Raw genomic sequence first — 17,921 nt, 5'->3', positions numbered from 1 at the left:
TACCACAGTGTGCGCTAATATATCGTGGAATGTCTGCTTCTTAGTGCTAAAGCTTGCCCATATAAATCCCAATCCTAGGGGAAGGATAGAAAGTACTGAAAACATTCCTCTCTTTAAAGCCTGTGCCACAGACAGATGTTTTAAAGTATCTTCATCTACTACTCTCAATCTAAACAGAAGACAGCCTACAGTTCCCCCAAACCGCACCCACATATAAACGTGATATACAAACACAAATGTAAGCTGTGCTACTTGGAGAGACAGTACCTTATATAGATATTTATTTTTTAGAATTTTCTCTTCTTTTTTTAATTCTACACCCACTCTATATTTCTCAATTGCTTTGAATGTTGCTTCATCTTTCGGAATAAAAAAGAAAAAGCCTGCATATATGACCTGTAACATAAAAACTACAAGAGCTAGATCTATCAGTATGCCAATGTGCCTTTTAGTGCCGGAAATATAGTGCAATTCCCCTTCGGAATATTTTTTGGGCTTTCCAAGGGGATAGCGTATTCTTTCAAAAAACCATGATAGTATTTTTCGTATCTCTAAACGTTGCATCTTAAACCCAGTTAAATATAAGATGGTGGTCCTGTATCTACACTACACATTTATAGAGGTTTTTTTGTGATCTTCCATCTAAACTTAGAAGAGTTAGCAGTTTACATGCGCATTGGCATTCATAATTGGGAAAAGAATCTCAGGCAGAAGGTGCTGGTCAGTGTAACTTTATCCTATACAAGGGATGATGACATCATAGACTATACAGTGATTGCGGCGCAGATAACCGATTTTCTTGAAAATACTGAGTATAATTTTTTAGAAGATGCGACAGAAGCTTTGCTAGCAGTTTTGAAATCAGATCAGAAAATCCTGAAGTGCACCGTAAAATTAGCAAAGCCTACTGTCTCGTTTTTACATAGAGTTTCAGTCACGGCAACTACTGCAGGAGAGTGACCTTGACAAAGTGGTTACCTGATTTAGAATGAGGCGTGTCTTTTTCTTGTGTATTGGATTTATATATGTGCTCTGCAAAAGTTTCCTTAGTTGGCGTTGGCAATATAGGTGGATTATTAGCATACATGCTAGGAGCTGAAAGGGGAGTAGTAAGTGAGCTAGCACTCATTGACCTTGATGATTCAGTACTCAATGGAAAGCTTTTAGATCTCGTACAGGGGCTCACGATCAGTGGAACTGATATTGCTGTTACTTGTGGATCTGATTATGCTGCTTTAGAGGGATCTGATGCGGTTGTCGTTACTGCTGGTCTGCCTAGAAAACCGGGTATGAGCCGTGATGACTTGCGAGCAACTAATGCGGAAATTATAAAAAAAGTTGCAGAGGGCATAGGAAAATACTGTCCTAACGCCTTTGTAATCGTTGTCACCAATCCATTGGATGTAATGACATGGTGCATGCATAAGTATTCTGGACTTCCTGCTAACCGGGTTTTGGGTATGGCTGGTGTATTAGATTCTGCAAGGTTCTCATTGTTCTTGGCGCAAGAAATGAATGTATCTGTTGCTTGTGTGTCATCCTTGGTATTAGGTGGACATGGAGACCTCATGCTCCCTTTACTCAAGCATTCAACAGTTTCGGGTGTTTCCATAGAGAAATTGATCGAAGATGGAAGGCTAGAGAAAGCTAGAGTAGATGCCATTATAGAAAGAACGCGTAGAGGAGGGGAGGAAATAGTCAAATTGCTGAAAACCGGATCAGCATATTGCGCACCAGCGGCATCTTGCATGAAGATGCTTCGTTCACATCTAAGGAACAGTAGAGATATCATGCCATGTTCGGTTTATCTTAACGGTGGCAAGTATGGAGTAACGGATGGATTGTTTGCAGGCGTGCCAGTTGTAATAGGTAAGAACGGGGTAGAAGAGATTATTGATCTTGATTTGACGTCTGAAGAGCGAAACTTTTTCGATCTCTCGGTTGACCTCATACGTAAGTCCGTAAACACATTTAGATAATACAGGGCCTCCGGATACTTCTATATAACAATATATATATATATAACAATAACAGGTACGTAAAAGCACAGGAGATAATGCCCTCCTCTCTGCTTGTGTTTTTCGACCTAGGGTTTTTACCGCTATTGCCGCAAAAACGATAGTCTACTACTAAAAATGGCGGCGTATCATGCAGAGCCTGCACAAGTACACACATCTGTGATTACATGCGCAAACTGTTGCTTCCTATAGACGCATGTACACACGCAACGTTACGCATGAATAAACAATGCGCGCAAAACGCAGCCCCATATATACAACTAAAAGGAGAAGCTCATCTAACAGCAGAATAAGCATCCCTTATGCTTGTGAAAACCCCTTCGTACAGCGATATCTTCTTCAAGAATCTTTCGACACGGTCCCTCATATATAGGAACTGTGCTTCGGGTAGATTACCCGACTCAAAAGCCTTCACTATATCCTGTATAAAGGCCTCTGCCTTCGACCTGGCAATATCCAAATCATCTAGAGTGGTCTCTATTATAACACTAGGATCTTGAGTATCCATATAAACCCCCTGCCTCCTGAGAAGGCCCACTTACAAACACCCAGCAAGTCGCTATAACAATAACACACCACATAAGTGTGATACAACAGGGGTATTACTCCTGAAATGTAATATTGTAAAGAAAAAAATATATGGGAAATTAGTCAAAAACATTGTGTAGTTACAGGGCTTTTGCAGCTTCTACGCCAGTAAAAATGCTGTTGTACAAAGTGCTATTGCTAGTTATGATGTGGATCTGTTTCAGGTTCTCTGTAAGGGTCCATAATGTTAACAATGAGGAGGGTTTTTATCTCTTCAGATCATGCTGGTGTCGAACTTAGGCTTCTTATAAAAAAGTACTTGGAAAATATGGGTTATCACGTCGAAGATTTCGGATGTGACCCCCACAACACATCTGCAGTTGACTATCCTGATTGTGTGCGCGAAGTGGTATTGAACGTATCCATGGGCAACGGAATAGGGGTTTTGATATGTGGTACAGGCATAGGAATGAGTATAGCTGCAAATCGTAATACCAAAATACGAGCAGCTTTATGCAGTACTGTAACCTTATCTCGTCTAGCGCGTGAACATAACGATGCAAACATACTTTGTCTCGGTGCCAGGTATTTAGATCCCGATCGTGCAAAATCTATACTACATACATTTATTAGCACTGAATTCTCGGGAGGGAGGCATTTGGAACGCGTTAAAAAGCTTAGTATAATCCCGTAGAAGGGTAGAATGGCTTCCATGTTACAAAGTGTATGAATTATTAGTTGGTAAAAACCTATGACCCATGCGCACAATGACAATCCTGAGGTACAAAAGTTTTCTGCTCTGGCTTCTCAATGGTGGGACGGTGAAGGTTTCTCCATGCTCCACAAAATAAATCCAGTACGCGTTCAGTATATCCTTCAGCATTTAAGTGCGGCTAAAAAACTCGGAAAGCACATTAACCTCTTAGACATTGGATGCGGTGGCGGAATTTTGACAGAGTCAATGGCGGCATTAGGAATGAGTGTTTCTGGCTTAGACCCCAGTGAAGAAAGCATATCAGTAGCCTCTAGACATGCCGCATCTTGTGGATTAGACATTAAGTACTATTGTAGCTCTATAGAAGAATTCTCTAACAAATCTGAACTTAGATATGATGTAATAACGATGCTGGAAGTCGCAGAACACGTAACAGACGTAGAGCATTTTCTAGAGAATGTATCAAAACTTCTAAAAAAAGGGGGAATGTTGTTTCTATCCACATTAAATAGGACAATAGATTCCATGATCTTCGGTATACTGGCTGCAGAGTATATACTCCGGTGGGTGCCTAAAGGTACTCATAGTTGGAAGAAATTTCTTAAGCCTTCAGAAATTGAGGAAATACTATATAAGAATGGGATCACAATAAAGGATATTACCGGGATCAATTACAAAATCCTTCAAGACAAATGGGAATTAGGCGATAAGGTAAATGTTAACTATATATTGGCTGCAGAAAAAATTAGAGAAACCTAGTAGTCGTGCACCTTTACTTTAGCGAGCAGAGAAATACATAAAGGCGCGCAACGGCGAACGCGCATTCAGAACCACTATAAATAAAGGGCCACACAAAACACGGGTAAGGCGACCTCTAAATTCCTAAGCATAGAAATGCTCGCGCAATTTTCCTAAAGTCTAACTTATAACAATGCCACTTCTATAAGAAAACCAAATATTGTAACCGTTTTCGATTGACATTTGACATTTTCTCCCTCAACCCATAACGCAGCACCTAACCAAGCCATCTTCTTCTTTCACTATATTCAGTCGCGCCTCTTATCTCTTAGTTATAATAACATCTCCAAACTAGTTTAAAATACGTCCTTCTGCCTTTTGGTTCTCGAGTTGAGATACTGTTTTATTTCCACTACCATAAGCTATTTTCAGCTATGTATTTTCCATAATATATATTATGTGAACAGCGGAATGTTGTAGTGTAAGATGGCTCATTCTTCCCTACTATCAAAGCTCGCGTACACGTATTGAATCTAGTACATTAGATATATAGCTATTGGTCATCCAATAAAGTGCTTGTGTCATGCTGTCTAGTTGATCGTCGGTTTCTGACTCTGGAAATGTGCATACTTCTTCTTCGAAGCTATCTAACCACACTGCCCTTTTCGGTAAAAATACGTATCCCCCTTGAATTATGGATACGCTCCTATATGTTCTCGTGAGCTTACTTTCGCATGGGGTTACAGGAATTATTGGCAGAAATTCTCTCAATTCTTGTATGAGCTGGTATCCACTAGCCTTTTCTTCTATCAGTATAGTAGCTGCTTTCCACGTTGACTGCAGTTGTAATACGAGTTGTTTAAGTGCACTATATTCTTCTTTTACTCTGCATACGTCCAATAATAAAAAATTTCTATTAATTATAGCCCATGTTGTACAAACGCTGTAGTTACTTCCCTTTTTAGCCGTATTTGCGGTATCCCAACTCTGTATTATGTGTGAATCATGTATATAATAGGCAGCATCATCGTAATGCTTGAACCAATGCCGCTGTATAATACCTTTATTAAACCGCGCATCAAGAGGTGCTTGCTGATATTGTGCAGCATAAGTATACATTCCTACTTCTCTTTTTAAAGTATCTATGTATCTCATTCCCATGGAACTTTTTCTTATTGGTTCATCAGCTTTTCTCTTATATATAAGCTTTTTCCTACCATCCTTCTTGACGTTACTTAAGGAGTAAATCTTAGACCTTCTTGTTGATACTAATGGTAGTGAAAGGTGATGCCACTTTTTTCTATCTTCCTTTGATAGTAAGTACCCTGTAAGATCCTCACTATGTAGCCTATGCATTACCAGCACCACCACTCCCCTTTTCCTATCATTTAGTCTAGTGAGAAGACTTTGGCTAAACCAATCACATACCCTCCTCCTGTATGTAGGACTCATTGCCTGTAAGGGATTCATAGGATCGTCTACGATCAAGAAACTTCCTCCCTCTCCGGTTATTGTGCCTCCTACAGAGGTAGCAAATCTGTAGCCAAGCTGTGTAGTCTGAAATTTGCTTTTTGTGTTTTGTTCTTTCGATATGGTGACTTCTGGAAATATCTCCTGATACCAAGGAGATTGTAGTACATATCTAGTATCTAAAGACAACTTTTCACTCAGAACCTTTGAGTAACTTGCGGTGATGATCCTGGCCTTGGGGTTTAACCCTAAAATCCAGGCAGGCCACGCTACACTCACACAAATAGACTTCATGGATCTCGGAGGTACATTTATGATAAGCCTGTTAATTTTGCCTAGGAAGGCGGCTTCTAACCTATCAGATATGGCTCGTATGTGCCAATTGCTTGAATAGTTACTATCTGGAGCTACCGTATTAAAAACAAGTTTCAGAAAGTGGAGAAAATTCATATCTTTTGAACTCAGTTGGCAGCCTTATTCTACTTATCTACTAAAGCAAAGTACTCCGTTGCATCTGCTACTTAATATTCCTTTCTTACGTGCCCTTTTTTTACGTTTTGGTGAAGGCGCAAACCTTGCCTTTATGCTTTTTATTATGCAATCCGTAATGAAGTCACTATGAATCATTGTTGGAATGATAAGCGCTAGAAATAGTTTGATAAGCATACTTAAAATAGATTTGAGCACCACCTTTCTCCCTCTTCCGTTCTTTGCTACGCGGCCATAACGCATTGCGCCTCGTTCGTTAGCCTCAGCTGTCTGCCCTGCCCGCTGTATGGGATCCATCGCATGGGCTATACCTACTATAAGCATCTTCCTGAGCGTTACGACAGCACCTCGCTGTCTGTCTAGTGGAAGTGAGGATCGTACATTTGTCCGATTACCTGGCTTATCATCAAACCTACTAGTACTTAGTGTGCGTGCGTATAAAGGTTTTTTGAGTTTATGTATAACACTTCGCTGTACTCTCTCTCTCCATGTTAAAACATTCCTCTTACTCAGAACACTTCTAACTCCTGCACACCTTCCGTGATACGCGTTATTCAGTGAGCCTAGTCTCTGCCTCCACCCGAATGATATCCCATTCCATAATGTGCTATAGGCAATAGAAGGACAGATTTCCGCGCCCTTATACATCACACAAATTACACTGAGTTACCTGGTAATTTTATTTTGGGCGCGTAAACTTAGGGTTAATTTTATTAAAAAATTAATAGAATAATTCTATCTCACATCATACGAATAATTGACTATTCCGCTACTCATCAGCACAACACTAAAAATTTCCAGGTCTCCCACTTCATAGAACTTCTCATAAAGTTCTACAAAGCATTTTGCGTGAATGACCTCGTTACTATGAAAAGACGAGGACAATGCACAATCTATGGAAGCATTGGAAAATGCACACTCTCTCAATATACGCTCAGCATGAGATCCACATGATATACCGTTAACCTTAAAAATGATGTGCTTGTTACCAGCTTTGGGGAGACAGTTATTCCATCCATCAGAGAAAGTATCCTTCGTATTACTATTTCTATTATGCAGCGCAAATCTCACGCTTTTTATGTCCTGTAAAGTCAGATACTTGGCACTTTTGTCTTCTTTAAAACTAAAACTTATCACTGAATAATACCTCAAAATTCAAAGCTGACCGAAAAGTATGCCTTGGTATGCAATTTATCCTGTATCCACGATAGGAAAAAACACATGCATAGCGCTCCCTGTATTCAGTAAAGAAGCTATCTAACACCTCCTTTATCCTCTCAGAAACAACTGTGATCTCCTCTAAATCAAAGCTAAATCCGTAGCAAATAACACGCATTCTGGAGAATAATCCATCGAAAGTTCTTAATCTTTCAACATCTTGCAAATGCACGTAAACGTACGGCACAACAGTTGAGCTACCCGGTGTCTGTTCATGTACACTGCTCAGCATGGTAGCTAATATACTGTCTGCTCTTAAATGCTCGATAACGCCTTTATACAGAATCATAGGATTAATTTTACATCTTTAAATGGCAGGTATACTTCTTTCAGAAAGGAAAGACATTCCTTTCCCGTTAGGTCCCGATTTTTATAGCAAACAGCAACATGATGCAATATACCGTACTTTATCTGTACGGGAATATGCTCCGTAGTTTCATAACCAGACCGATAAGTGATTTCAATTTTCGTACCATCAAGTACATCCAACAAAGTAATACTGGACTGCAAAATATCTACACGATACCTATTGGCTGGAACAATTGATAGTTGTTCATCGCTGTCTTTTCCATATTTTACAAGAAGTACACCAATAAGCGGTCCAAAGGGCAGGTTTATTTTTTGTGGCATGTTGTCCGCAGTGTAAGATATAGCCCATGTCTGTTTTATGAGTGATTTCTCAATGTACCATTGCGCATATTCACTGCATATTGCAATTAAGCTCAACAGTAGATCATTCTCTTTGTTATTGTTGATGCCCAAAAATGATTTGACTTCTTCTAATGTTACGGGAAACTCCTTACCAGATGCATCTCTGCGTATAATGTGAAACACAAAATTTTCTAACACTTGAGTTGCCACTAAAGTTCGGAGAGATTTTTAAAAGTTTCTTGCAGTATATCTACCACAATCTCGGAAAGAGTATCTATGCCCTCTTTTTCCAAACTGTTATCATCCTTCATAGCAGTACAACTGTTATCTGCGCAACAGTTGAGCTTTATGATTTTCGGCAACTCAACCTCCAAAACCCCGCGTAGTACCTCAGAAAATTTGTACAATGAAGCATTTAAAATGTCCTGCAGTCTCTCTTCTTGTTCTTTGTACTGATCTCTTGAAATACTCTGAGTAAGATGTCCCTCAGGAAAGTGCGTACCCGTTGTCATATACTTCTCTGGAAAGCGACTATAAAAACATCTTAATTTTTATAGCCGCACCCCGGAAGCAAATTTCCTTAAGAAGAGAAGAGGCATATAGATTCGGGCAGCTACTCCACTCTTGATAACTTGATAAGCTGCTTCACTCTCTAAGTTAGAAAAAAGAGAGGACAAATTTTAATCGTCCTCTAAGCAAACTAAAGACACGTCGCCGCCTAGGGCAGCAGAGTTCACGCTCACTGTCTTTTCAGTCAAAAACTTGTGTAGATAATATGGCCCACCAGCCTTAGGACCAGTGCCCGAAAGACCTCTTCCACCGAAAGGTTGCGAACTTACTACCGCACCAACCTGATTCCTATTCACGTAAACATTACCGACGGAAACTTTGCTCACTATATTGTCAATATTGCTCTGTATTCTGCTATGAACAGCGAAAGTTAAGCCATAACCCATACTATTTATGTCATCAATCACGCTTTGCAGATCTGATTTTTTATATCTCACAATGTGCAATACAGGGCCAAAGATTTCCTTAGGAACCTGCTTAATAGAGTCAACTTCAAAAATGTATGGAGGGAAGAAATTACTCTCTTCATGATTGTTAATATAGGAAATGTCTAGCTTGTGTATCAATTTAGCCTTTTTAGTCATATCAGCAACATAGGTACGCAACATATCTGCAGAATGCTTATCTATGATCGGACCTATGTCAGTTTTCAATAGCATAGGGTCACCCATCTTCAGCTCCTTCACGGCCCCAATAAGCATATCAATCTGCTTCTCCGCTATGTCATCCTGTATGTACAACACTCTCAAAGAAGAACATCTTTGTCCCGCACTCAAAAACGCAGACTTTATCGCATCATCGACCACTTGCTCTAAAAGTGCCGAACTATCAACAATCATAGCGTTAATACCACCCGTCTCCGCTATGAAAGGAATTATATCCCTGCCTCGAGAAGCAATATTCTTGTTAATTATGTTTGCAGTATCAGTGGAACCCGTGAAAACAACCCCCGAAACGAACTCACTCGTAACCAAAGGATTCCCTAGCACCTCACCTCGACCAGGCAATAAGTGCAACACTTCTTTAGGAACTCCAGCTTCGTGCAAGAGCTTCACAGCTTCATAGGCAATAATCGAAGTCTGTTCAGCAGGTTTAGCCACAACAGTATTTCCCATAACCAATGCAGCACTGATGGGACCTATGAAAATTGCTAAAGGAAAGTTCCACGGCGATATGCATACAAATACACCCCTACTTTCAAAGCACATGTAATTCTCTTCACCAGACGGCCCTGGAAGCCTAATAGGATCTGTAAACTCCTTCTTCGCCAACGAAGCATAATATCTCAAAAAGTCAACAGCTTCCCTTATTTCCGCTATCACATCTGATATTACCTTGCCCCCCTCCTGGATGAGAAGATAGGCAAATTTCCCTCTCTGCTTCTGTAATAGATTTGCAGCATTTTCCAAAATTGCTGCCCTCTCTTCTATTGTCTTCTTACTCCACGAACTATGTGCCTCACGCGCCACTTCCAAGCTCTCACGCGCCTGCTCTGCCGTAGCAAACCATACTTCACCAAGCTTCTTATCCTTATCTGCAACTACCTCTACCTCTACTCTCTCTCCCCCTTGCTCCTCTTTTCCATCTACAATAGGTTGTGCCTTCCAAGAAACATCAGAGAATGGCTTAATCTCCTCTTCTAAGATAGACATGGAAAGAGAATCAGAAATATTTACACCTGCTGAGTTCAGCCTGCTCTCAGCCATAAAGATATCAACAGGCAGTGGTATACAAGAGTGAGGCTGATATTCCAAACACCTAGCCTTTTCCAATGGATCAAGAAGCAATTGCTCTATAGGAATGTCAGAATCATTTATCATATTCACAAATGAGCTATTTGTTCCATTTTCCAACAGCCTCCTCACCAAATAAGGCAGAAGTTCTTGGTACCCACCTACTGGTGCATACACCCTACATTTGATATTAGGTGCAATTTCTTTTGTCACATAGGCATACAGATGCTGCGCCATACCGTGAAGCCTCTGAAACTCAAAACCTGGATGATCTTTGTCAGCAACTTCCAAAACTGATGATAGAGCATATGCGTTATGTGTAGCAAAACACGGATAAAAGACACCAGGTTTCCCTAAAACCCTTTGAACACAAGCAAAATATGATATGTCCGTGTACGCCCTCCTTGTAAACACTGGATAGCCGTCCAACCCCAATTCCTGCGCAGTCTTAATCTCATAATCCCAATATGCGCCCTTAACCAACCTGACCATCATCTTGCGCTTAGCTCTCAATGATATGTCTTCAAGCATATCTAACACACCCAAAGCGCGCTTCTGATAAGCCTGCACAGCCACTCCAAACCCTTCCCATCCATCAAGAGACGGATCTAAGAACACTCTTTCTATAATCATCAAGGAAGGCTCGAGCCTGCGCGCCTCTTCAGCATCAATGTGCAATCCAATGTTATATTCTTTAGCTAGCTGCGCCAACTTCAGAACCTTCGAAGCCATTTCGTCGATAATATTGTCTATCTGTACAAATTCGTACCTAGGGTGCAGCGATGAAAGTTTCACCGATATCCCGTGTCTCGAAGATACATCGTTACTATCGCCGGTAGTATCCTTTCCTATTACCTCTATAGCCTGCATGTATGCAGAAAAGTACTTCTCTGAATCTTCTCTAGTTCTGGCAGCTTCACCCAAAATATCAAAAGAGCATAGCTGACCAGCAGCATTACTTCTCGCTACAGCGTCCTCTATGTTTTTTCCCATAATGAAATGGCGTCCCAGTATAGACATCGCCTGCAACGCAGCCTTTCGTATTATGGGCTCACCCATATTCTTGATCATATTACCAAGAACGCTGTACCATTTGCTTTCAGTACCTTCTTTCAAAACCTTGGCACCCATGCAGAGCGCAAGGGTTGATGCATTCACAAATATGGAAGAAGACCCACCTATGTGCTTGTTCCATGTCGCGCATGCTATTTTATCTCTTATAACATCATCTATTGTGCATTCGTCTGGAATTCTCAATAGGGACTCAGCAAGGCACATAAGCGCCACGCCCTCTTCAGTAGAAAGTCCGTACTCCTGCATAAAGGAGTCTATTAAAGATACCCTATTTCCCCCTCTCACCTTTTCAATTATCTGCTTAGCGAGATTGTATATCCTCATTTTAGAGTCTTGAGAAATCTCTGCGCGCTCAGAAAGATACCTTACGTAACTCTTTTCATCTGCATTGTATAACCCTTGGACACGTTTACGCAGCTCACCAGGTAACTGCAAAGAACTCATCATCATATGCCGTAATCTCCTATACAAAAAACACAAAGATCTCTAGGTCCACCAAGGGAGAACAACAACACCCTACCTGAGCGAGGCTCATGGTAGCAAATAATATTGCAGTTATCAAACAAATTAGTTAGCATGTGGCGGTTACATAGACTTGTTATTCTCATGTTTGATCTCTCTAACAGAAGGTTCTTGGTTGTAGGTGCCTCGGGCGGCATAGGCAGGGCTATATCGGTTATGCTTTCCAAAGCTGGAGCTAAGCTTTGTCTTTCTGGGACAAGGTATGAAGCTCTACAGGAAAGTGCCTCAGCATGTCAGGGGGAAGTTCATATACTGCAGTGCAATCTTCTCGACGCCGCAGAAACCAATGCTATTGTTGATAAGGCATCTGAACTACTGTCTGGAATAGTCGATGGCGTAGTTTGTAGTGCAGGCATTACGCTTGATAAGCTGTCGCTGAGAATGACTGACGAAGATTGGGCACGTGTAATTGAAGTGAACTTAACGTCTGTATTTAGAATAAACAGAAGCGCCTGTCGCGCCATGTTAAAGAATAAGAAAGGGAGAATAGTAAACATATCTTCCGTAGTAGGGGTAACTGGGAATGTCGGACAGGTGAATTATTCCGCTTCAAAAGCTGGTATTATAGGTATGAGCAAGTCATTTGCTCAGGAATTTGCATCTAAGGGCATAACTGTGAACTGTATAGCACCTGGGTTCATTGACACCCCAATGACAGGTGTACTTCCAGAAAAGCAGCGCGAAAACATTTTGAACAGCATACCAATGGGAAGGATGGGTACGTCGGAAGAAGTGGCATCAGCTGTGCTGTTTTTAGTTAGTGACGCAGGCAGTTACATAACTGGACAAACAATACACGTAAATGGCGGAATGGTGATGTGCTAATCATTTGTATTAGCACAGAGAGGTATATTTCGGCTCGGCACAGTGCATAGGACCTGTTAATAAACTTCTATATGTCCTACTTGATTTGAATAAGTGAGTGAATGATTCCCAATACGCAATCTAGTGGCTAGGGAGGGATTCGAACCCCCGGCCCGGAGATTATGATGCTCCTGCTCTACCCCTGAGCTACCTAGCCTAGCACGCAAGTGGGAATACCATATCTTGCTCATCCTTGCAACACAGTAAGCATTCTTAATGTGTTAGATAACGTTTTGGTCTCTATAGAGTACAATATTATGCAACTATACGACGATAACCACCTTATGCTTAAGTGTACTTTAATAAAAATATGATGTACTAGCTTGCTTAATGTTTAACATAGAGCTAGCCTTCTTCTCCTCTCCTGGCATGGAGAGTGTTCATGGGTTGCATACCTGTAGTTAGAATACATAAAAACCACAGTAATAGTTCATCATGGTAAGGTTGTATGGCTGGTGAATCGTCAAATTCCTACGATTACTTTATGGGAGATGAAATTACAGACCCTCTTGTGGCCATTAACCCTGATGGTTTAAACTCTCTAGATGGGGATTTCGCATCTACTGGTAATACTAGTAATAACATAGCTTTAGACAACACCATCACTGTGTGTTTTCTTATCTCCAGTATCTTAAATACCACTTTACACGTCATAGGCTTTATATCCCTTGCAGATAAACTTAAGGTAAGTTATAGATCCATCAAGATATCTGCAATAGTCTTCACGCTTTTAGCGCACCTCCTCCTATTATCGTGTGCTATAATAGCGGCTAGAAACTATATTAAACGTAATGCAGGCAAAAAAAATAGTCATCGCTCTCCAGAGAAGCTTGTCAAAATTGTAGGAACATCACTCGTAGCCATGATAGTGATATTTTCCTCTTCGCTACTCTTGAAGTCCATTCTCTTGATGAAGAGTCCACCAAACTTCTTGCCGATACTTGGTTGCATCGCAGATGTACTTTATATAACCAACGTTTGTGCGATACTGCATCTAGAGAAGACCGCTGCTCCTGAAAGTGGTTATTTTACTAGAGGTCCGCTAGAGAAAGTGGAAACTTGCATGAAACTGCTCGGTGCACTCCTATGCATAGCGAGCATATGCACCTTTTTCATCACTGAGTATGTAGCCCTGGGAAAATCCGACGAGAAGTATATGCACTTTGGAGAATTTGCAATTACCTTCTCATGGATGTGTATCTCTATTACTTCTATAGCTTTGTCTCATCTTACAAAGGTAACCAAGTGTGCATATAACGAAAAGCTGCAACAACCAATGAAGGAAAAATCTCTTAATTATCTCTCTCAGATTTTTAAGGACCTAAAAGAAGACGATAATAAGTCCCTAAAGTTGAGGCAACATGCCATAAACAAGCTAATTCAGGCCAGAGAACGTAGTAGAAAAGAAAGTCAATCAGAAAAAGCAATTGCAAAAAAAGAGCATGCAACAGGAGCTCTTTTGAGAAAGAAGAACGGCAGACGCAGTTTAAAGTGGACTGCATCTCACTATAGGTGAGTTAGAATATGTTCTATAAGTCAAGTCATCAGTTACGATGTCACAAACGACTGGAGCATGATCTGATGGAGAATCTAAGGCCCTAACGTTAGACAAAATCTGAGAATTTGTGATTCTGTCTGCCAACCTCATAGACAGCAAAATAGCGTCTATTCTCATTCCCTTGTCATTATTCCATGCACCTTCTCTGTAATTCCACCAACTGAATGCACGCTTCTCGTCGCCATTGTAGCTTCTGAATGCATCTACTACTGCAGTGGTATTTAAAATCTCGCGTAGCTTTGCCCTCTCCTCCAGGTGGAAACATAGTTTTCCATCCAGAAGTTTGCTGTCATACACGTCAATATTTTCTGGAGCAACATTATAGTCACCCCCAACTACGAGCAAATCTTCGGTCTTTAAAATCTCCTTCAGCCTTAATTTCAGCTTTTCTAAGAAATTCAATTTATAGTAAAATGACCCGCTTTTTACTTCGTTGCCATTTGGTACGTACACACTTGCTATTCTTATGTCTACGCCCTCTTCACATCTCACCACACACTCTAGGTACCTAGACTCTTCTGGAGAATATATGGAGTTGCTGAATTCCAGTTTTTCACCGTCACTAAACAGATTAGATATACCCTCGCCGACAATTGGCAATCTGCTGACTATGGCTACGCCATTTCTAGATTTTTGTCCTAAAATGCGGCATGTGTAACCCATAGATTTGAGCTCATCTTCTGGAAATTGCTCTGTAGTACACTTAATCTCCTGAAGCATTGCAACATCTACAGAACGACTAGATAGTAGGTCACATAGGTGATCTAGGCGTTTTCTTATGGAATTTACATTCCACGTTAGTACTCTCATTGTCAAATACGAATTCTTAAAGTAAAGGAGTAACTTCTGTGTCTTAACATGTCAAGAAAACAACCCCTACTCTCTTATAGTACCGCATATCAAATCTTCATATGTAACGTTCATGATTAAGATATTAAGAACTTAACTCCTATCTCAAATCCATATCTAGGAAACTTGAAGTCCTCAAAAGCATATGAAACGCTGTTTCCATCTTCATCGTATATTATATCCGTCTCATATTTCCAAAAGTCCTTTCTATAGCTATATCCAACGTAGGATTCTATACCGGGCTTTATACGGTATGATATGCCAAATTTTATCTTCATCATCGATCCACTGAGATCTTCTGTATATCTCCTGAATCCTTGATATTGAACAATTTTCACCAATCCGACAGCCGAACTGATATAAAAGCTCGTGGCTCTACCTATCATATAGTACGAAGTAAGCCCGTATGATAAGGAAAGCTCCTTTACACTCAAAATATTCTCCATTTCAGCGATTGCAAGGTGTTTCGCCCCCGTAATACTCAAAAGTGCATCTATGACATCGCGCTGATATGATCTACCTATCTCATTTCCACTCAAAACAGGAGACAACTTGGAAGAATTAAACTCAAGCTCATGATAATATAACTTGCCATTAAAAATAGGCAGCATAGCCGCGATATTTACATCCCAATCGCCTATATGTGTGCGATATTTAAGCCCAAATGGCTCGCTACGCGCAAGACTATAGGCGCAGCTAACCTTATATTGAGACGGCAGAAAAGCATGCATGTTCTTACTGAAGGCCATAGACAATATATGCGAAATAATACTGAGCACTATAATCATCGCTCCTATTCGGGACTTTATGCGTAATATGAATGTATTACATTCATATTATCCTTAATATGTTAAGTAACCTCTCGTAATATTCAAGTATTAAATTAATATTTAGTATTAATATATTGTAAATATACGTATAATATATTACTATAAGTAGTATATGAAGTTGTTCCAATGGGGCTGAAAGTGTGTGTTGTCATCAAGATATTGTGGTTGACCAGAGTCACTAGGTCGTAGTTTTATATCACTATAAAGGGATTTTTGTATCTTTCGCTTTAGTGCCACAAGTGCAGATTTGTTCAGGAGATGGGAAAACTGCTCAGAAAGTATGCATACTTTTCAGCGTTTACGTAAGACTTCTCTTGTGTTGTGTGCTTCTCTAAAACAGAATAGACAAACTGGAAATGGGATCTATGAAGGAGTGCCCCTATGAGCAATCTTAGGCTGTTAACCTACTTGCACAAAGAGCATTTTACCATTTCTGTTAGGAAGGATTCGGGAATAAAGACAATAGATGACATAAAGGGGAAAAGGGTGAACATAGGCGCTCCTGGCACTGGTGTTAGAAATGCTAGAGGGTTAGAATGACTAGAAACTATGAACTTACATACCTCACCACCAATAGAGTAATCGATACCAGTCATAGACCTAAATGCCAATAAGGACAAAGTCCCGCTTTACTGCTCCTAAAAAGGTATGGCCACCCAAAAATAAAAACACAAAACTACAAAAAGCAACAAACCACACTGCCATTGCACGAAGCATGCAATGCCTCACAAGCATTCAAATAAAATGTCCTTTTGTCCATGTCAGGTTTTTCTTGACGTAACAGCTACTATCTATTCATCATAGTGACAGATCGTATTGGGATTTATGAGAGGAACATAGCAGTGAAGGTGATGGGTTCGTTGAAGTCTGCTAAATCTAGAGACAGAGATTGCAAGATAGTACGCAGGAAGGGGCGTATATACATAATAAACAAGAAAAGGCCAAGGCTTAAGGCACGACAAGGCTATTAATCTGAATCTTGGTATGCATAGTTTTGATATGCATGGTTGTTTTAACTTGAATTTCGGTATGCGGGAGCTATGTCCGTCTGCTAAGTGAATTTACGGTGTGATGTGGCTTCTCTGCGGCATTCTTGTGCCTCACTATGATCACTGAAGGCACGGGTGTCTTCTATGTATGTGGGCATCTTCTAAAATGTGCCTCCTGCTCTTCGCAGACGCGGTTATCCTTTATATATGTGCTATATAGGCTATTTAGGTTCTTATATTTCACTTCTGCGTTGCATGGTGGAGAGAGGTTCTATAGCACGATGTGACCTTTGCTACAGTTTTTCCATATGCAACGGTTGTGCTATTACTAATGCAAACAACGGCATGGCTTATCTTCTCCAGTTGCAGGAAGGCTTTTCTCTAGCATAGTATGATCTCTACTACAGCTCTTGTGCTTTACACCACCCAATAGTCTCTTGTATATATGCTGCTGTGTATGGTTCTTGTATTCCACTTTTGCTAGTTACGTGGGGGTTCTTCTATAGTGTGACCATAGCCTTTATACTATAGGTCATCCATATGTGCTCCTCATAGTTCTTGTATCCTACTTTCGCTGATTTCATTTGAGTTCTCCTGTCTGCAGGATGACTTAGTTCATAGATGTGCCGATGCAGGCAGTTTACTTATATAGACAGCTTCGTGGTTATTATCTCCCACATTCTTCAGTTGTGTGCCCCTACCTACATGGGAATTTCTTATACGTACGCCACTGCGCATAGCTATTATATTCTTATCTTTGCTGCTTGCGTTAAGCTCTTTTATGGCGTCGTATTACATTTATACTATATTTATCCATATGTACTACCACATAGTTTTTGTATCCTACCTTCGCATATTGCGCAGTTCTTGTCTTATACCTCAGCTAGTTGTGACCTTTGCTACGGTTCCTGCGCTTTTCATCATACTCAAGTCTCTTATATATTATATGTGCTATTGCACGTGGCTATCATGGCTTACCTTGCTACCTTCGTGAAAGCTCTTGTATAGTTTATAGTTCATCCATATGCAACATGGTAGTCAATTATGTTATTACTAACAGCAACATGGCCTATCTTCCCCAGTTGTAGAAAAGCCTTTCTGTAGT

At 40.4% G+C, this 17,921-nt stretch carries 18 protein-coding genes, 1 tRNA gene and 1 pseudogene; 8 read left to right on the top strand and 12 right to left on the bottom strand.

Annotation, left to right across the window (positions count from 1 at the left end; all coding sequences use genetic code 11):
• Window positions 1–564 (bottom strand): RDD family protein (locus tag R4I06_RS02485; protein ID WP_334413946.1); only part of this gene is annotated, 564 nt, incomplete at its 3' end.
• A 66-nt stretch (window positions 565–630) separates the two neighbouring features.
• Here R4I06_RS02485 and R4I06_RS02480 point away from each other — a divergent pair.
• A complete protein-coding gene (locus R4I06_RS02480; protein ID WP_334413944.1) occupies window positions 631–960 on the top strand; it encodes a dihydroneopterin aldolase in 330 nt (109 codons plus the stop codon).
• A 65-nt stretch (window positions 961–1,025) separates the two neighbouring features.
• A complete protein-coding gene (locus tag R4I06_RS02475; protein WP_334413947.1) occupies window positions 1,026–1,979 on the top strand; it encodes a malate dehydrogenase in 954 nt (317 codons plus the stop codon).
• A gap of 313 nt (window positions 1,980–2,292) precedes the next feature.
• Here the strand turns inward: R4I06_RS02475 and R4I06_RS02470 are convergent, their stop codons facing one another.
• Complete coding sequence (locus R4I06_RS02470; protein WP_334413942.1) at window positions 2,293–2,526, bottom strand: hypothetical protein; 234 nt, start codon at window positions 2,524–2,526, stop codon at window positions 2,293–2,295.
• Between the two features lie 264 nt (window positions 2,527–2,790).
• On the opposite strand from R4I06_RS02470, the gene rpiB reads away from it, so the two are divergent.
• Both rpiB and ubiG read left to right on the top strand, forming a co-directional pair.
• Window positions 2,791–3,240: a ribose 5-phosphate isomerase B gene (gene rpiB, locus R4I06_RS02465; RefSeq protein WP_334413941.1), complete on the top strand. Its 450-nt coding sequence runs from the start codon at window positions 2,791–2,793 to the stop codon at window positions 3,238–3,240.
• Window positions 3,241–3,297: 57 nt separating this feature from the next.
• A complete protein-coding gene (ubiG, locus tag R4I06_RS02460; RefSeq protein WP_334413940.1) occupies window positions 3,298–4,020 on the top strand; it encodes a bifunctional 2-polyprenyl-6-hydroxyphenol methylase/3-demethylubiquinol 3-O-methyltransferase UbiG in 723 nt (240 codons plus the stop codon).
• A 486-nt stretch (window positions 4,021–4,506) separates the two neighbouring features.
• Here the strand turns inward: ubiG and terL are convergent, their stop codons facing one another.
• The 7 genes from terL to putA form a co-directional block, all read right to left on the bottom strand.
• A complete protein-coding gene (gene terL / locus R4I06_RS02455) occupies window positions 4,507–5,919 on the bottom strand; it encodes a phage terminase large subunit (protein ID WP_334413939.1) in 1,413 nt (470 codons plus the stop codon).
• 33 nt (window positions 5,920–5,952) lie between these two features.
• Entirely contained in the window at window positions 5,953–6,609 is a 657-nt protein-coding gene (locus R4I06_RS02450; RefSeq protein WP_334413937.1) for a hypothetical protein, read from the bottom strand.
• A gap of 84 nt (window positions 6,610–6,693) precedes the next feature.
• On the bottom strand, window positions 6,694–7,095 hold the full coding sequence (locus R4I06_RS02445) for a phage tail tube protein (protein ID WP_334413936.1): 402 nt from the start codon (window positions 7,093–7,095) through the stop codon (window positions 6,694–6,696).
• Window positions 7,082–7,465, bottom strand: a complete 384-nt coding sequence (locus R4I06_RS02440) for a hypothetical protein (protein WP_334413935.1) — start codon at window positions 7,463–7,465, stop codon at window positions 7,082–7,084. Before R4I06_RS02440 ends, R4I06_RS02445 begins: the two co-directional genes overlap by 14 nt.
• Window positions 7,462–8,010, bottom strand: coding sequence for a head-tail connector protein (locus R4I06_RS02435; RefSeq protein ID WP_334413934.1), 549 nt, complete (start codon window positions 8,008–8,010; stop codon window positions 7,462–7,464). Before R4I06_RS02435 ends, R4I06_RS02440 begins: the two co-directional genes overlap by 4 nt.
• Before the next feature lie 26 nt (window positions 8,011–8,036).
• Window positions 8,037–8,339 (bottom strand): hypothetical protein, encoded by a 303-nt coding sequence (locus R4I06_RS02430; RefSeq protein ID WP_334413933.1) that lies wholly within the window; start codon window positions 8,337–8,339, stop codon window positions 8,037–8,039.
• 168 nt (window positions 8,340–8,507) lie between these two features.
• Window positions 8,508–11,651, bottom strand: a complete 3,144-nt coding sequence (putA, locus tag R4I06_RS02425; protein WP_334413932.1) for a bifunctional proline dehydrogenase/L-glutamate gamma-semialdehyde dehydrogenase PutA — start codon at window positions 11,649–11,651, stop codon at window positions 8,508–8,510.
• A gap of 159 nt (window positions 11,652–11,810) precedes the next feature.
• On the opposite strand from putA, the gene fabG reads away from it, so the two are divergent.
• On the top strand, window positions 11,811–12,551 hold the full coding sequence (gene fabG / locus R4I06_RS02420; protein WP_334413930.1) for a 3-oxoacyl-[acyl-carrier-protein] reductase: 741 nt from the start codon (window positions 11,811–11,813) through the stop codon (window positions 12,549–12,551).
• Between the two features lie 124 nt (window positions 12,552–12,675).
• Here the strand turns inward: fabG and R4I06_RS02415 are convergent.
• A tRNA-Met gene (locus R4I06_RS02415) sits at window positions 12,676–12,747 on the bottom strand.
• A 291-nt stretch (window positions 12,748–13,038) separates the two neighbouring features.
• Here R4I06_RS02415 and R4I06_RS02410 point away from each other — a divergent pair.
• Window positions 13,039–14,106, top strand: a complete 1,068-nt coding sequence (locus R4I06_RS02410) for a hypothetical protein (protein WP_334413929.1) — start codon at window positions 13,039–13,041, stop codon at window positions 14,104–14,106.
• Here R4I06_RS02410 and R4I06_RS02405 read toward each other — a convergent pair.
• Both R4I06_RS02405 and R4I06_RS02400 read right to left on the bottom strand, forming a co-directional pair.
• Window positions 14,077–14,958 carry an exodeoxyribonuclease III gene (locus R4I06_RS02405; protein ID WP_334413928.1) on the bottom strand — a complete coding sequence of 294 codons (882 nt, stop codon included), beginning with the start codon at window positions 14,956–14,958 and terminating at the stop codon, window positions 14,077–14,079. The genes R4I06_RS02410 and R4I06_RS02405 overlap by 30 nt on opposite strands.
• Window positions 14,959–15,074: 116 nt before the next feature.
• The gene (locus R4I06_RS02400; protein WP_334413927.1) at window positions 15,075–15,746 is read right to left on the bottom strand and encodes a hypothetical protein; all 672 of its coding nucleotides are present in this window, start codon (window positions 15,744–15,746) and stop codon (window positions 15,075–15,077) included.
• Window positions 15,747–16,176: 430 nt separating this feature from the next.
• On the opposite strand from R4I06_RS02400, the pseudogene R4I06_RS02395 reads away from it, so the two are divergent.
• Both R4I06_RS02395 and ykgO read left to right on the top strand, forming a co-directional pair.
• Window positions 16,177–16,352 (top strand): annotated as a pseudogene (locus R4I06_RS02395) (TAXI family TRAP transporter solute-binding subunit); the annotation flags it as partial.
• A 317-nt stretch (window positions 16,353–16,669) separates the two neighbouring features.
• Window positions 16,670–16,798 carry a type B 50S ribosomal protein L36 gene (gene ykgO, locus R4I06_RS02390; protein WP_334413925.1) on the top strand — a complete coding sequence of 43 codons (129 nt, stop codon included), beginning with the start codon at window positions 16,670–16,672 and terminating at the stop codon, window positions 16,796–16,798.
• Window positions 16,799–17,921: the final 1,123 nt, after the last annotated feature.

It is taken from the genome of Anaplasma bovis, from assembly GCF_036903315.1.
Lineage (GTDB): Bacteria > Pseudomonadota > Alphaproteobacteria > Rickettsiales > Anaplasmataceae > Anaplasma > Anaplasma bovis.
The sequence above is the reverse complement of the archived record's forward strand: the minus strand, read 5'-3'. Positions and strand labels throughout refer to the sequence as shown.

Coding starts and splice junctions, on each gene's coding strand:
- R4I06_RS02475 (WP_334413947.1), top strand. CDS start 1,026: ATGTGCTCTGCAAAAGTTTCCTTAGTTGGCGTTGGCAATATAGGTGGA.
- putA (WP_334413932.1), bottom strand. CDS start 11,651: ATGATGAGTTCTTTGCAGTTACCTGGTGAGCTGCGTAAACGTGTCCAA.
- R4I06_RS02405 (WP_334413928.1), bottom strand. CDS start 14,958: ATGAGAGTACTAACGTGGAATGTAAATTCCATAAGAAAACGCCTAGAT.
- R4I06_RS02470 (WP_334413942.1), bottom strand. CDS start 2,526: ATGGATACTCAAGATCCTAGTGTTATAATAGAGACCACTCTAGATGAT.
- rpiB (WP_334413941.1), top strand. CDS start 2,791: ATGTTAACAATGAGGAGGGTTTTTATCTCTTCAGATCATGCTGGTGTC.
- R4I06_RS02410 (WP_334413929.1), top strand. CDS start 13,039: ATGGCTGGTGAATCGTCAAATTCCTACGATTACTTTATGGGAGATGAA.
- ubiG (WP_334413940.1), top strand. CDS start 3,298: ATGACCCATGCGCACAATGACAATCCTGAGGTACAAAAGTTTTCTGCT.
- R4I06_RS02440 (WP_334413935.1), bottom strand. CDS start 7,465: ATGATTCTGTATAAAGGCGTTATCGAGCATTTAAGAGCAGACAGTATA.
- terL (WP_334413939.1), bottom strand. CDS start 5,919: ATGAATTTTCTCCACTTTCTGAAACTTGTTTTTAATACGGTAGCTCCA.
- R4I06_RS02430 (WP_334413933.1), bottom strand. CDS start 8,339: ATGACAACGGGTACGCACTTTCCTGAGGGACATCTTACTCAGAGTATT.
- fabG (WP_334413930.1), top strand. CDS start 11,811: ATGTTTGATCTCTCTAACAGAAGGTTCTTGGTTGTAGGTGCCTCGGGC.
- R4I06_RS02400 (WP_334413927.1), bottom strand. CDS start 15,746: ATGGCCTTCAGTAAGAACATGCATGCTTTTCTGCCGTCTCAATATAAG.